Origin of the sequence: Caballeronia cordobensis (assembly GCF_001544575.2) — a bacterium.
GTDB lineage: Bacteria > Pseudomonadota > Gammaproteobacteria > Burkholderiales > Burkholderiaceae > Caballeronia > Caballeronia cordobensis.
In genome coordinates, this window is sequence record NZ_FCNY02000007.1 from 240,166 (window position 1) to 254,923 (window position 14,758).

The window sequence follows — 14,758 nt, forward strand, 5'->3', positions numbered from 1 at the left end:
CGCCGTCGCGCGGATTTTTTCGCCGTGTGACGACAAAGCCAGGAGGGACTTTATGAGCGGAAACAAAAAGCAGATGGGCAGTGAACCGTCCAGGCCGAATCAATCGAACGAGTCTCACAGGCAGCACGGACAACAAGAGAAGTCACCGGGGCAATCGCAACAAGGTCAGAAGTCTGGTCAGCGGCAACAGAATCAGCCGCAGCCGCAACATCAGGGCGGCCAGCGTCAACCTTGATCATCCTGGAGTCGTGGCAGTAAGCAACGCGCGCGGTCTCGCCTTCGCGAGGCCGCGCGCTATCGTCTTCACGGCTTGCGCCCAAACGCTTCGCGCAACCTTTTCTTCGCGCGTTCGAGCGTACTCTTGCGCGACTTCGGCATATTGCGTCCCGCACGATTGATATAGAAATTGAGCATCGACATCGCCGATTGAAACGGCGACCCTTTGCGGCGCGTGCTGCGCGTGGAAGAGCGCTTGAGCGAATCGGCGATTTCCTGCGCATTGCCGCTCTTGAAGATATCGCGCTGAATATCCATCGCGTCGCTCGTTTCCATTACGTGATGCGACCAGCGGTGCGACGACCGCTCCGGCTTCTTGCGCGCGCCCGCGAGCGCGTGTCTTTGCCGCGTGCTCGGGCGCTTGCCGCTGCCCGTCTTGCTGCTCTTTTTCTTCGATGCCGTTTTGGTAGCCGTTGCCATTATCGTGTCCTGTGATGCGTGACCAACCGATGCGCCTCGCGCAACGCATCGACGATCGCCTTGTAGGCGCGTTCGCGTGTTTCGGGATCGGGCGCGCGCAACGCGAACGAAGGGTGATACGTCGCGATGATCGCGTGTCCCTCGTGTTCGATCGCATGCCCCATCGACGCCTGCAACGTCGCCTTCGAATTGCGCAGCACCGATTTGAGCGCGGTCGAACCGAGCGCGACGATCACCTTCGGTTCGACCTTGCCCGTCTCGCGATCGAGCCAGTAGTGGCATGCATCGATTTCGCGCTGGCCGGGCGTCTTGTGCATGCGCCGCTTGCCGCGCGGTTCCCACTTGAAGTGCTTGACGGCGTTGGTCACGTACACCGCCTTGCGGGCGACGCCAGCCTCTTCGAGCGCGCGATCGAGCATCGCGCCGGCCGGCCCGACGAAGGGCTTGCCCTGCAAGTCCTCCTGATCGCCCGGCTGCTCGCCGACGATCATCATCGGCGCGTGACGCGGACCCACGCCCGGCACGGCCTGCGTCGCGTGTTCCCAGAGCGCGCAGCGGCGACACGCGTCGAGCGATTCGGGCGCCTGCTCCGGTTCGACGCCGGGCTGCGGCTGCTTCGTCGCGGCCATGTCAGCCGCTCAAGCGTTCGCGATGTGCCGCGCGTCGGCGAGCGTGAGCGGCTTGCGCATCGCTTCGGCAAGGCGGCACACGGCGGCGTCGTGCTCACATGCGACGACCGCGCCCACGCGGCCGTCTTTCATCAGATAGGCGATGAAATGCTGCGCATCGAGATCCCCGTCTATCTCGATGCTATCGGGCTCCTTCACGTGCCCGAGATAATCGAACGTCTTCTCGTAGTGATAGGTCCAGAAATAGGGCACGCCCACGTATTTGCGCGGGTTGCCCGCCATGTTGTACGCGGCGACGCGCGCATGCTGCTGCGCGACGCGCCAGTGCTCGATGCGCACGCGCTGATCCGAGCGCGGCAGCGCGAAACGCGCGATATCGCCGGCGGCGTACAGCGCGGGCGCGGCGAGCATCGTGTCATCGACGGCGATGCCGCCATCGTCATCGAGCGTCACGCCCGACAGAAACGATGTCGCCGGTCCGACGCCCGTACCGGCGAGCACCACATCGGCCAGGAGCTTCTCGCCCGAATCGAGGATGACTTCGCGCACCGCATTGCCGCCCCGGAAAGCGTTTACGCGCGCATTCATATGAAAGCTCACGCCGTTCTTCTCGTGCAGCTTCCTGAACATCTCGCCGATGCGCTCGCCGAACTGCTTCGCGAACGGCACCTTGCCCGGCGCGACCACCGTCACGTCGATATCGCGCTTCCTGAGACAGGACGCCGCTTCGAGCCCGATGAAACTCGCCCCGACGATTACCGCGCGCTTGCGCCCTTCGAGCGACTGGAGAATCGCGCGCGCATCCTCGCGCGTGCGCAGCAGATGAACATGGTCGAGATTGGAGCCCGCGATATCGAGCGGCTTCGGCACGCCGCCCGTGCAGACGAGCGCGGCTTCGTAATCGATGCGCTGGCCGTTCGCGAGTTCGGCGTGCCTCTCTCCCGCATCGAGACGAACGGCCTGCGATTCGATGCGCTCGATATCGTGCGTGGCGAAGAAATCCTGATCGAGCAGCGGCGGAACGTCGTCGGGCGGCATGTCGCCCGCGAGCGTGAACTTGCTGAGCGACGTGCGATCGTAAGGCTCGCGCGCGTCGTCGCCCGCAAGCACGATGCGGCCGTCGAAGCCCGCTTCGCGCAATGCCGAACATGCCGCCGCGCCCGCCGCGCCCGCGCCGACGATCAGCATCGTACGGTCTTTCGTATGCCGTGTCTCTTTCACCGCGCCGCTGTCGGCGGGCGGCAGGGACACATAGACGTCGCCGTCCTTGACGCTTGCGTCGTAGCGCGTCAATGCCTTCAATGGCGGCGGCTCGACGAGACTGCCGTCGCGGACTTCGAACGTGCCTTTATGCCACGGACACACGATGCGTCCGTTGCAGATCGCGCCTTCATCGAGCGGGCCGCCCGCGTGAGGACATTCGGCGGTATAGGCGCGCACGGCGTCGCCATCGCGCACGAGCAGAATCGGCGTTTCCTTGGCGTCTTTTGCATCGCTCTTGATGCACACGCGTGTGCCGCGCTCGGCGGAAAGATCCGCGAAACGCGCGACTTTATGCAGGGTGGGGGACATCGCACTCTCCGTTGGCTGAAAGGCCAAGCCATCGAAGAGCGCGAAGCAATTATCGGACCGCGGGACGTTGAAAAAAGCTCAAAGCGCGTCGGTCACGGCGCGCAGGAATTGACGCGTGCGCTCATGCTGCGGCGCGGTGAAGAACTGCTGCGGCGGTGCCTGCTCGATGATCTTGCCTTGCGAAAAGAAGCACACGCGATCGGCGAATTCCTTCGCGAAGCCCATCTGATGCGTGACCATCAGCATCGTCAGGTTATGTTCCTCGCCGAGGCGGCGAATCACGTTGAGCACTTCGCCGCAGAGTTCAGGATCGAGCGCGGACGTCACTTCGTCGAACAGCATGATCTTCGGGCGCATCGCGAGCGCGCGCGCAATCGCAACGCGCTGCTGCTGTCCGCCCGAGAGTTGCGACGGATAGTGATTGCATTTCTCGGCCAGGCCGACCATCGAGAGCAGTTCGCGCGCACGCTCGGTCGCTTCCTTCTTCGATAACCCCAATACGCTCATCGGCGCTTCGATGGTATTCGCGAGCGCGGTCATGTGCGGAAACAGATTGAAGCTCTGAAACACCATGCCGATCTTGCTGCGCACCTGCCGCACGTGACGCGGCGAAGCGGGCACGAGCTTGCCGCCGCGCATCTCGTGCGTGAGCGGCTCGCCGTCCACTTCGATGACGCCGTCGGTCAGCGGATCGAGCGTCATCAACACGCGCAGCAGCGTGGACTTGCCCGAGCCGCTCGGCCCGATGATCGCCACTTTCTCGTTGGGCGCGACATCGAGATCGAGGCCGTCGAGCACGGTCAGCGCGCCGTAGCGCTTTGTGACGTTGCGAAAGCGCACGATTGCCGCGTTGGCCTGCGCTTCAGCGGCCGCGCTCAGGTGCGGGTCGAGGTCTCGCTTCATGTGCTGCTCCTGAATGTGGGTGGCGGTCATGGCAGCCTCACGCGCCGTTCGACATGACGCACGCCCGAGGCGAACGTCACGCTGATGATGAGAAAGAAGATACCGGTCATCGTGATCGGTTCGAGATAGCGGAAGGTCTCGGAGCCGATGTTCTTCGCCTGTTGCATCAGTTCGACGACGGTGATCGCGGAGAGCACGGGCGTGTCCTTGAACATCGCGACGAGATAATTGCCGAGCGCGGGAATCACCGGACGAATCGCCTGCGGCAGAATCACGCCGGTATACGTGCGCCACGGCGAGATCGACAGCGCGCACGATGCTTCCCACTGTCCGCGCGCCACACCGTTGAGCCCCGCGCGATAGACCTCGGAGACATAACACGCATAGTGCACCGCGATGCCGAGCGTGCCCGCCGTCAGCGCGGACATGGTGAAGCCGTAGAGCGGTGCGACATAGAAGAGCACGTACACCTGAATCAGCAGCGGCGTGCTGCGGATGAACTCGATGAAGAACGCGGTCGTCTTCGCGAGCGGCGCGAAATCGCTGCGCCGCATGATCGCGAGCACGAGGCCGAGCACGAGCGCGATCGCGAAACCGACCAGCGTGATGCCGATCGTGTACATGGCCGCGCGCGCGAGTTCGGGCAGGATATGCAGCGCGTAGTTCACATCGAAGAGCTGGCCGAGCGATGTCATGATGCAGCTCCCTGAGGCGTGCGGCTGATCTTGCGGATTGCGACATGACTGCTCACGCGGCGTTCGAACACACGCATCACGGCGACGATGATCTGCGCCAGCACGAAGTAGATGAGCAGCGTGAGCCCGAAGACTTCGGCCGTCTTGAACGTCGCCTCGTCGAGCTGGCGCGCGCGGAACGTGAGATCCGAGAGCGTGATCAGCGAGACGAGCGAGGTGCCCTTGAGCAGTTCGATCATCAGGTTCGTGGCGGGCGGCAGCGCATTGATCATCGCCTGCGGCAGCACGATACGGCGCAGCCGCGCGGCCGCCGGCATGTTCAGCGCGAGCGCCGCTTCATACTGGCCGCCCGGCACCGAGCGCAGCGCGCCGCGCAGAATCTCCGAGCCGTATGCGCCGTAATGCAGCCCCAGTCCGACGATGGCGACCGTGAAGGGCGTCAGCTTCACATCGAAGGGCGGCAGCGGCAGCACGAAGAAGAGCCAGAACAACTGCACGAGCAGGGATGTGCCGCGGAACACTTCGACATACACGTTGCCGGCCCAGCGCACGAGACGGTAGGGCGCGGCGCGCAACGCCGTCGCGACGCCCGCCATCACGATCGCCAGCACGATGCTGATGACGGCGATCTGGATCGTGACGAGCGTGCCCTTCATCATCAAGGGCAGAAGCTGATTGAGGTCACTCATGACGGTTCCTCGCTAGTTGATGGACGCCGCGCATCGCCAAGCGCCGATGTTCAGCCGGCGCACAGTTCGGGCGCTTTCTTCGTCGTCACGTTGGACTTGTCGAAGCCGAAGGGCGCGACCGTCTTCAGGTGATCGTCGGTGCCGAGCCATTGATGAAGTTCCTTGTTCACGGCGTCGCGCAGATCCGTGTCTTCGGGGCGGAACGCGAGCGCGCCGTAGCCCGTGTGTTTTGGATCGTCGTTGAACTGGCTGATCGCTTCGACCTGCGGGCCGCCCTTCGCGGCGAGTCCCTTCATCGTCAGCGCGGTGCCGACGGCGGCATCGGCGCGGCGCGCGCGCACGGCCTGCAATTGCGCGGTCGTGTCCGGAACCTGAAGGATCTGGTCATCCTTGATGCCCGCCTGACGTGCATAACCGAGTTCGGCCGTCCCTGCCATCACAGCAAGTTTCGTGTCCGGTTGCTTCGCGACATCGGCGTAGCTGTGCAGGTTCTTCGGGTTGCCCTTCATCGTCAGCAGCGTGTCGGGAATCTGATATTGCGGATCGGCGAAAGCGACCTGCTTGCAGCGCTCGGGCGTGATGTACATGCCCGCCGCGATCACGTCGAAGCGGCCGGCCTTCAGGCCCGGAATCAGCGCGCCCCATTCGGTCAGCACCGCATCGACCTTTTTCACGCCGAGCTTCGCGAACACTTTCTTCGCGATCTCCGGCGATTCGCCGGTCACGGTGCCATCGGGCGTCGTGTAGGCGAAGGGCGTTTCGTTCGCATAGCCGATGCGCACCTCGCCGGTGCGCTGAATGCGCTGCAGCGTGGTTTCCGCGCTCGCGCTCGTGGCATAGGCGGCAAGGCTCGCTGCCGCGACGCACGCCGCTGCCAGCAGTCCAGACAGTCGCTTCGTGTTCATATCGTTCCCGTATTGATGGTTCTTCAAGCGTGGTCGAATAGGGCGAGGACATGCGCGAGAGACCGAGGAAAACCCTGACTCCAAAGGGCTTTGACGCCTCACGCCGCACAGCCACCGACGCAGAATACAAAGCCATATATTTGTTCCGATTGCTCTAGGACAATTATTTTCACGCGCGTTTTTGCGCCACTATTGCGCAAGGAACCAGGCAAGCGAGGAGCAGGACGTGAATGAAAGATGGCGCGACGCCGTGCGCACGGTGCAGGGCGTGCAGTCCAAATACAAGCGGCTCGTCAAGGCGATGGCCGCCGATATCGAAAGCGGCGCGCTGGCCTCGGGCGAGCGCTTGCCGCCGCAACGCGAGGTTGCCGCCGATCTCGCGATCAGCGTGCAGACCGTCACCAACGCCTACAAGGAACTCGAAAGGCAAGGGCTGATCCGCTGCGAAGTGGGACGCGGCAGCTTCGTGTCCGCGCGCGTGACCGAGACGATGTCCAACTACATGCTCGATACGGCCGAGCGCTCCGTCGTCGATTTTTCGATCGCGCGCATCGTGCATACGCCCGAGCACGACGCGATGTGGCGCAAGGTCTGCGCGACGCTATCGACGATAGAAGATCAGCCGTGGATACGCGCATTCAGGCCGATCGCGGGCTTCGACAGTCACCGGCAGGCGGGTGTGGAATGGCTCGCGTCGCTGAACATGCCCGCGAAGGTGGAGACGCTGCTCGTCACGAATGGCGTTGCGCATAGCATCTTTCTCGCGCTCGCGAGCATCGTCGGTCCCGGCGATACGGTGCTGTGCGAAAGCCTCACCGACCACGGCGTGATCGGCTCGGCGAACGTGCTGGGGTTTACGCTCAAAGGTCTGGAAATAGACGAGCACGGCATTCGCCCGGAACACTTCGAGGAAGTCTGCGACAGCGAACGCGTGAGCGCCCTCGTCTGCACGCCGACACTGAACAATCCGACCGTCGCGATGATGCCCGATTCGCGCCGCCGCGCGATTGCGCGCATTGCCGAGCGCTATGGCGTCTATGTGATCGAAGACGATGTCTATGGCGCGCTGCCCGCGAAAACGCAGACGCCGATTGCGAGCCTCATTCCCGAGCTCGCGTTCTATTGCACGAGCATGACCAAGTCCGTGCTGAGCGGCTTGCGCACCGGCTTCATGACGGTGCCGCGCCGTCTCGCGTTGCGCGCGGAAAGCGTGCTGCGTGTGAGCTGCTGGATGGCGACATCGCCGATCGCCGAAGTCACCGCGCGCTGGATCATGGACGGCACGGCGCAGCGTCTCGTGCAGATCCAGCGCGAGCGTCTTGCCGCGCGGCAGAGCGTCGTGCGCGAACTGCTCGGCGATTACGTGCTCGGCAGTCATCCGAATGCGCTTTCGGTGTGGCTGCGCGTGCCGGATGAATGGGAAGCCGAACGCATCACGCGCGAGCTGCGCAACCGGAATATCGCGGTGACATCGCCCGATCCGTTTCTCGTGCGCGGTGCGGAACGGCCCAATGCCGTGCGTCTTTGCGTGGGCGCGGAAGTGGGCGAGAGCACCTTTCGCGCGGCCGTGCAGACGATGCGCGAAGTCTTCGGCCAATACCCGCACGTGCACGATTTCAATTAATCGGCGCGATTGAACTAGGACAATCGAAAACGATTTTTTAGGACATTAGACTGGTTTGCATCGTTACCTGAACATGCAATCCGGTCTCACATGTCCGCTCTCACGCTCGCTGATGTCTACCGTGCCCGCCAACGTATCGAAGGGCGCGCGCTCGTCACGCCGCTCGTCCAGTCGATGGCGCTCTCGCGTGCCGCGGGCGTGCCGGTTCATCTGAAGCTCGAAACGTTGCAACCCACCGGCAGCTTCAAACTGCGCGGCGCGACCAATGCGCTTGCGCAGATTGCCGAGGCGGGATGCACGCGCGTGGTCACTGCATCGACGGGCAATCATGGCCGCGCCGTTGCGCATGCGGCGCGCGCGCTCGGCATCGAAGCGGCGGTGTGCATGTCGTCGCTCGTGCCGAAAAACAAGGTCGATGCCGTGGCTGCGCTCGGCGCGCGTGTCGTGATTGCGGGCAAGAGCCAGGACGATGCGCAGGTCGAAGCGCAACGTCTCGTGCGCGAGGAAGGCTATGCCTTCGTGCCGCCTTTCGACGATGAACGCGTGATCGCGGGACAGGCCACCATCGGCCTCGAAATTCTCGAAACCTTGCCCGATGCGGCGAGCATCGTCGTGCCCTTGTCGGGCGGCGGACTCTTCAGTGGTGTCGCGTTCGCTGCGAAGCACATTCGCCGCGACGTGAAGATGATCGGTGTGTCGATGGAGCGCGGCGCCGCGATGCACGCGAGTCTCGCGGCCGGCAAGCCCGTATTCGTCGATGAACTCGAAACGCTGGCCGATTCGCTCGGCGGCGGCATCGGCCTCGATAACCGGCATACCTTCACCATGACGCGCGATCTCATCGACGACGTCGTGCTGCTCGATGAAGTATCGATCGCGCGCGGCATCGTGCATGCGTATTGCGAGGAGCGGCTCGTCGTCGAAGGTGCGGCGGCGGTCGGCATGGCGGCGCTGCTCGATGGCGCGATCGAAACGCAGGGCGGGCCGATCGTCATTGTCGTGAGCGGCAGCAACATCGATATCGAAACACATCGTCGCCTGATCGGAGCGGCCTAACTTCATGTCCAACATCGACACTTCCACCGTTTTGCTCGGGCAGGCGCAATTGCGCAAGCTCGTGCCGCTCGACCTCGACGCGATCGAACAAGTCGAAGCCGCGTTCAAGTCGCTCGCGACCGAAGCCGTTGCGATGCCGCCGATTTTGCGTCTCGACATTCCCGAGCACGCCGGCGAAGTCGATGTAAAAACCGCTTATTTGCCGCGCTTTCCGAGCTTCGCCATCAAGGTGAGTCCGGGCTTCTTCGACAATCCGTCGCTCGGCCTGCCGAGTTTGAATGGCCTGATGCTGGTGCTGTCGGCGCGCACGGGCCTCACGGAAGCGGTTTTGCTCGATAACGGTTATCTCACCGCGGTGCGCACGGCGGCGGCGGGCGCGGTCGCATCGCGCTGGCTTGCGCGCAAGGACGCGAAGCGCGTCGCGATCATCGGCGCGGGCGAGCAGGCGCGCTTGCAACTGAAGGCCTTGCGTCTCGTGCGTGATATCGATCATGTGACGGTGTGGGCGCGCGAGCGCGATCGCGCAGTGCAGTTCGCGCGCGAATGCGACGGCATCGATTGCGATGTCGCGGATAGCGTGAGCAGTGCGCTGAAGCGTGCCGACATCGCCATCACGACGACACCGAGTCGCGAACCTTTGATTCATGCGCGCGATCTGCATCCCGGCCTGCATATCACGGCGATGGGATCGGATGCCGAGCACAAGAACGAAATCGCGCCGGACGTGTTCGCGAGAGCGCGCTACGTCTGCGACCGCCTGCAGCAAGTGCGCGTGCTGGGCGAACTGCATCATGCGATCGAGGCAGGCATGATCGATGCCGGTGCGTCGTTCGCCGAACTCGGGCAAGTGATCGCGCAACAGGCGCCCGGCCGCACGAACGACGACGAAGTGACCGTGTGCGATCTCACCGGCACGGGCGCGCAGGACACCGCGATTGCAACGTTAGCGATTCAGCGTGCGCGCGCGGCCAAGGCAGGAACCATTTTCCACAACGATGTGACCGCTTGATAGAGGGGACGATGTCCGAAATCATGCAAGACAAGAAAGGCGAGGCGCCTGTGGTACGCCTGCCGTTCGAGCGCAGCGAATACGACGCGCGTATCGCGAAGACGCGGCGCGCGATGGAGAAGGCGGGCGTCGATCTGTTGATCGTGACCGATCCGACCAACATGGCGTGGCTCACGGGCTATGACGGCTGGTCCTTCTATGTACACCAGTGCGTGCTGCTCGCGATGGACGGCGAGCCGGTCTGGTACGGTCGCGGTCAGGATGCGAACGGGGCAAAGCGCACGGTGTTCATGAAGCACGAGAATATCATCGGGTATCCTGATCATTACGTGCAATCGACGCTGCACCATCCGATGGACTATCTCTCCACCGAAGTGATCGCCGCGCGCGGCTGGGATGGCAAGCGCATCGGCGTGGAGATGGATAACTACTACTTCAGCGCGAAGGCCTATGCGTCGCTGACGCAGCATCTTCCGAGCGCGAAGTTCGTCGATGCGACTGCGCTCGTCAACTGGCAGCGTGCGGTGAAGTCGCCGCGCGAGATCGAATACATGCGCGTGGCTGCGCGTATCGTCGAAAAGATGCATGCGCGCATTCTCGACAAGGTCGAGCCGGGCATGAAGAAAAGCGATCTCGTCGCGCAGATTTACGAAGCGGGCATCACGGGCGTGGAAGGCTATGGCGGCGATTATCCCGCCATCGTGCCGCTGCTGCCGACCGGTTCCGATGCCGCCGCGCCGCATCTCACATGGGACGACTCGGCCTTCACCGCGAACGCGGGCACGTTCTTCGAAATCGCGGGATGCTTCAAGCGTTATCACTGCCCGCTGTCGCGCACGGTGTATCTCGGACGCCCGCCGCTGCATTTCATCGAAGGCGAGAAGGCGGTGGTCGAAGGCATCGAAGCGGGTCTTGCGATGGCGAAGCCGGGCAACAAGACCGAGGATATCGCCAATGCGTTCTTCGCGGTGCTGGCCAAGTTCGGCGTCGAAAAGAACAGCCGTTGCGGTTATCCGATCGGGGCGAGTTATCCGCCGGACTGGGGCGAGCGCACGATGAGCCTGCGTCCGGGGGACAAGACTGTCCTCGAACCCGGCATGACGTTTCACTTCATGCCGGGGCTGTGGCTCGACGACTGGGGCCTCGAAATCACGGAGAGCATCCTGATTACCGATACCGGCGTCGAGACCTTTTGCAACACGCCTCGAAAACTGTTCGTGAAGGAGTAACACGATGCGCGCGTCACCGATCAGCCCGACCGTCGATTTCGACGCCGAAGGCGTTCAGCACGGCTTTCTGAAACTGCCGTACTCGCGCAACGATTCCGCCTGGGGCGCCGTGATGATTCCGGTCACCGTGATCAAGCACGGCGACGGACCGACTGCGCTGCTCACGGGCGGCAATCACGGCGACGAATACGAAGGGCCGATCGCGCTGGCGAAGCTCGCATCGACGTTGAAGGCAGGCGACGTGAACGGTCGAGTGATCATCGTGCCGTACATGAACTACCCGGCGTTTCGCGCGGGCGCGCGCACCTCACCGATCGATGCGGGCAACCTGAATCGCAGCTTTCCCGGCAAGCCGGACGGCACGGTGACGGAGAAGATCGCGGATTACTTCCAGCGTCATTTGCTGCCGCTCGCCGATTACGTGCTCGATATTCACGCGGGTGGCCGCACGCTCGATTTCCTGCCGTTCGCGGCGATACACGTGCTCGACGACGCGACACAGCAATCGCGCTGCGAAGCCGCGATGCGCGCATTTGGCGCGCCGTATTCGATGCGCATGCTCGAACTCGACAGCATCGGGCTTTACGACAGCGCGGCGGAAGAAGCGGGCAAGGTATTCGTATCGACGGAACTGGGCGGCGGCGGATCGTCGACGGCGAAGAGCGTGGCGATCGCGGAGCGGGGCGTGTATGGCTTTCTCGCTTATGCGGGCATCATCGAGAAATCGGTGGTGCAGGGCGAAGCGCGCACGACGACGCTGCTCGATATGCCCGATGGTTCGTGCTACACCACGAGCGAACATACGGGCCTGCTCGAAATGTGCCGCGATCTCGGCGATAGCGTGAAAACCGGCGACGTGCTCGCGCGCGTGTATGACATTGCGCGCACGGGCGAGCCTGCGATCGAGTATCGTGCGAAGCGTGATGGACTGCTTGCGGCGCGGCATTTTCCGGGCCTCGTGCAGACGGGCGATACCGTGGCTGTCGTGGCGGATATCGTCGAACGCAACATTGCCGTGAGCGTATAAGTTGATCAAGCTCGACCGCTACGATCTGGCCATTCTGCGCATCCTTGCGCGGGATGGCCGCATTACGAAATCGCGCCTGGCCGAAGAGGTGAATCTTTCCATCTCGCCGGCGTGGGAGCGTGTGAAGAAACTCGAAGACAGCGGACTGATACGCGGCTATCGCGCGGATATCGATTGGGCGGCGGCTTTCAAGGGCAGCCGTATCGTTGTTGAGGTGACGCTTTCGCGTCATACCGCGCAGGATATGCGGCGATTCGAGGAGCGGGTTTTAGGGGCTTCCGAGATTGTGCAGTGTTATGCCACCGGGGGGGGGGTGGATTATGTGCTGCATGTCGTGGCGCGGGATATCGATCATTATCAAAGGTTCATTGATTCGTTGCTCGTCGAGGAGTTGGGGATTGAGAGGTACTTTACTTATATTGTGACTAAGGTTGTTAAGGACTTTGGCGAGGGGGCGCCGGAGTGGGGGGATAGCTTCGGTTGATTTTTGCGTTGAACTTGTTTTCTTGTCGGTCTATTAGCACTGCCCCTCCCCGGGGCGGGGGTAACTTTCTTTGCTGCTGCAAAGAAAGTCACCAAAGAAAGCAGCTTTGTCACCGCCCGCGGTCACATGCAGTTTGGCCATTTTTCTCCTCGGGGAACGGCCCTCGCCTAAAGAGTGCCCCCATAGGCCCAATCGGGCTTGGATCGCGCACGGTCCGTCACATCGCACCGCTCAACGAATCGGTACAGCCATTTCAAGCTCCAGCCCGCTTCGCGGCCGACGGGTCAATCGGGTATGCGTGCGCGCTCGCCTTCCGTTGGTTTCCCTTGCATACCCCACGGCAGCGCGTAGCGCTGTGCCGAAGCTATTTTGTGCTGAACCAGTGCGCTTCGCGCACTGGCTTGTCAGACCGTGCGCGATCCACGCCCGGTTGGGCCTGTGAGGGCACTCGTTAGGCGAGGGCCGTTCCCCGAGGAGAAAAATGGCCAACGTGCGTGTGACCGCGGGCGGTGAGAGAGCTGCTTTCTTTGGTGACTTTCTTTGCAGCAGCAAAGAAAGTTACCCCCGCCCCGGGGAGGGGCAGTGCTAATAGACCAACACGAATACAAGCTTCCAGAAAAGCCAAACCAAAACACCGAAGCAAACAGAAAAAACACCAACCCCAGCCCCGAATAACAAAAAACCCAAACCCCAAAACGTCCATAAACTGACAAACATCGAATCAACTAAAGCGAAACGAAACGCAAGGAGACGACCATGCTTCTAGGCCATCCCGTCCTATTCAAATCCCTTTGCTATGTCGACGGCCGCTGGATCCACAGCGACAGCGCCGCCTCCATCGCGGTGACGAACCCCGCGGATCAAAACGTCATCGGCCATGTCCCGATGCTCGACAAGGCGCAAATCAAAAGCTCGATCGATGCCGCCGACCGCGCATTCCAGTCATGGCGCTGGATGCCGCAGCAAAAACGCAGCGCACTGCTGCTCCGCTGGCATGAACTGATCATGCGTCATCAGTCGGATCTCGCGGGCATTCTGTCGCTCGAACAAGGCAAGCCGCTCGCCGAGTCGAAAGGGGAAATCCCCTACGCGGCAAGCTTCGTCGAATGGTTCGCGAACGAAGCAAAACGTCTCTCGGGCCGCACGATTCCCACGCATATCGACGGCGCGCATCTCGGCACGATCATGGAACCGGTCGGGGTCGCGGCGCTCATCACGCCCTGGAATTTCCCCGTCGCAATGATCACGCGCAAGGCCGCGGCGGCCATCGCCGCAGGCTGCACGGTGGTCGTCAAGCCCGCGCACGAAACGCCGTTCTCCGCGATCGCGCTCGCGCAACTCGCGGAAGAAGCAGGCTTCCCGCCGGGCGTGTTCAACGTCGTGATCGGCGAGCCGCACATGGCGATGGAAACGCTCGTGAGCGATACACGCGTGCGCGCCGTCAGCTTCACAGGCTCGACGCGTGTCGGCAATCTCGTCGCGCAAACGGCGGCGCAATCGGGCATCAAGAAGGTGGCGCTCGAACTGGGCGGCAATGCACCTTTCATCGTCACGGAAGACGCCGACCTGGAACAGGCCGTGCGCGTGGCAGTGGGCGCGAAGTTCCAGACGTCCGGTCAGGATTGCTGCGCCGCGAACCGCATTCTGGTTGCGCGTCCGCTCTACGAGCAATTCGTCGAACGCTATACGGAAGCGGTCAAGGCACTCAAAGTAGGGACTGCCTTCGAAGCGAATGTCGATGTCGGTCCGCTCATGCATCAGGCCGCATTCGATTCGACCGTGGCACGCATCGACGACGCGAAAGCGCAAGGCGCGCGCATCACCGTCGGCGGCAAGGCGCATGCGCTCGGTGGCTGGTTTTATGAACCGACCGTCGTCGCCGATGCCAAACCCGGCATGCGTATCTACGACGAAGAGAACTTCGCGCCGATCTCCGCGATTTCCCCGTTCGATACGCTCGACGAAGCCGTCACGCGCGCCAACGATACCGAATACGGCCTCGCGGCGTATATCTGCGCGACGCGCATCGACACGATCTTTCAACTCGTGCGCCGCCTCGATTTCGCGATGGTGTCGGTCAATGGCGTGAAATTCACCGGCGCGCCGATTCCCTTCGGCGGCATGAAGGCATCGGGTCTCGGCCGCGAAGGCGGTGCGGAAGGCTTCGAGCCCTTCGTCGAAACGAAATACTTCTGCCTCGGCAATCTCGGCCTGCCGCTCACGAGCGCGGCCTGAAAGAA

Annotated in this window: 14 protein-coding genes; 7 read left to right on the top strand and 7 right to left on the bottom strand. The window is 62.7% G+C overall.

What is annotated here, in order from left to right; all coding sequences use genetic code 11:
* Positions 1-303 precede the first annotated feature (303 nt).
* The 7 genes from AWB70_RS15600 to ehuB form a co-directional block, all read right to left on the bottom strand.
* Entirely contained in the window at positions 304-696 is a 393-nt protein-coding gene (locus AWB70_RS15600; protein WP_053569117.1) for a DUF3175 domain-containing protein, read from the bottom strand.
* Complete coding sequence (locus AWB70_RS15605) at positions 696-1,325, bottom strand: UdgX family uracil-DNA binding protein (protein ID WP_053569118.1); 630 nt, start codon at positions 1,323-1,325, stop codon at positions 696-698. Before AWB70_RS15605 ends, AWB70_RS15600 begins: the two co-directional genes overlap by 1 nt.
* A 9-nt stretch (positions 1,326-1,334) precedes the next feature.
* Positions 1,335-2,897, bottom strand: coding sequence for an FAD-dependent oxidoreductase (locus AWB70_RS15610; RefSeq protein WP_053569119.1), 1,563 nt, complete (start codon positions 2,895-2,897; stop codon positions 1,335-1,337).
* Between the two features lie 78 nt (positions 2,898-2,975).
* Positions 2,976-3,800 (bottom strand): ectoine/hydroxyectoine ABC transporter ATP-binding protein EhuA, encoded by an 825-nt coding sequence (ehuA, locus tag AWB70_RS15615; protein ID WP_053569120.1) that lies wholly within the window; start codon positions 3,798-3,800, stop codon positions 2,976-2,978.
* Between the two features lie 26 nt (positions 3,801-3,826).
* Complete coding sequence (gene ehuD, locus AWB70_RS15620) at positions 3,827-4,495, bottom strand: ectoine/hydroxyectoine ABC transporter permease subunit EhuD (RefSeq protein WP_014250611.1); 669 nt, start codon at positions 4,493-4,495, stop codon at positions 3,827-3,829.
* Complete coding sequence (gene ehuC, locus AWB70_RS15625; protein ID WP_014250612.1) at positions 4,492-5,184, bottom strand: ectoine/hydroxyectoine ABC transporter permease subunit EhuC; 693 nt, start codon at positions 5,182-5,184, stop codon at positions 4,492-4,494. Before ehuC ends, ehuD begins: the two co-directional genes overlap by 4 nt.
* Positions 5,185-5,234: 50 nt before the next feature.
* Positions 5,235-6,089 carry an ectoine/hydroxyectoine ABC transporter substrate-binding protein EhuB gene (gene ehuB / locus AWB70_RS15630; protein ID WP_041731560.1) on the bottom strand — a complete coding sequence of 285 codons (855 nt, stop codon included), beginning with the start codon at positions 6,087-6,089 and terminating at the stop codon, positions 5,235-5,237.
* 226 nt (positions 6,090-6,315) lie between these two features.
* Here ehuB and ehuR point away from each other — a divergent pair, with 226 nt between their 5' ends.
* From ehuR to AWB70_RS15670, 7 genes are all read left to right on the top strand, one after another.
* Complete coding sequence (gene ehuR / locus AWB70_RS15635) at positions 6,316-7,713, top strand: MocR-like ectoine utilization transcription factor EhuR (protein WP_045453590.1); 1,398 nt, start codon at positions 6,316-6,318, stop codon at positions 7,711-7,713.
* 90 nt (positions 7,714-7,803) lie between these two features.
* Entirely contained in the window at positions 7,804-8,769 is a 966-nt protein-coding gene (gene eutB / locus AWB70_RS15640; RefSeq protein ID WP_053569121.1) for a hydroxyectoine utilization dehydratase EutB, read from the top strand.
* Positions 8,770-8,773: 4 nt separating this feature from the next.
* Positions 8,774-9,778 (top strand): cyclodeaminase, encoded by a 1,005-nt coding sequence (locus AWB70_RS15645; RefSeq protein ID WP_053569122.1) that lies wholly within the window; start codon positions 8,774-8,776, stop codon positions 9,776-9,778.
* A 23-nt stretch (positions 9,779-9,801) separates the two neighbouring features.
* A complete protein-coding gene (gene doeA / locus AWB70_RS15650; protein WP_374730238.1) occupies positions 9,802-11,007 on the top strand; it encodes an ectoine hydrolase DoeA in 1,206 nt (401 codons plus the stop codon).
* A 4-nt stretch (positions 11,008-11,011) separates the two neighbouring features.
* Positions 11,012-12,034 (top strand): N(2)-acetyl-L-2,4-diaminobutanoate deacetylase DoeB, encoded by a 1,023-nt coding sequence (doeB, locus tag AWB70_RS15655; protein ID WP_053569124.1) that lies wholly within the window; start codon positions 11,012-11,014, stop codon positions 12,032-12,034.
* A gap of 1 nt (position 12,035) precedes the next feature.
* Positions 12,036-12,518 (top strand): Lrp/AsnC family transcriptional regulator, encoded by a 483-nt coding sequence (locus tag AWB70_RS15660; RefSeq protein ID WP_041731565.1) that lies wholly within the window; start codon positions 12,036-12,038, stop codon positions 12,516-12,518.
* 756 nt (positions 12,519-13,274) lie between these two features.
* Entirely contained in the window at positions 13,275-14,753 is a 1,479-nt protein-coding gene (locus AWB70_RS15670; RefSeq protein WP_053569125.1) for an NAD-dependent succinate-semialdehyde dehydrogenase, read from the top strand.
* Positions 14,754-14,758: the final 5 nt, after the last annotated feature.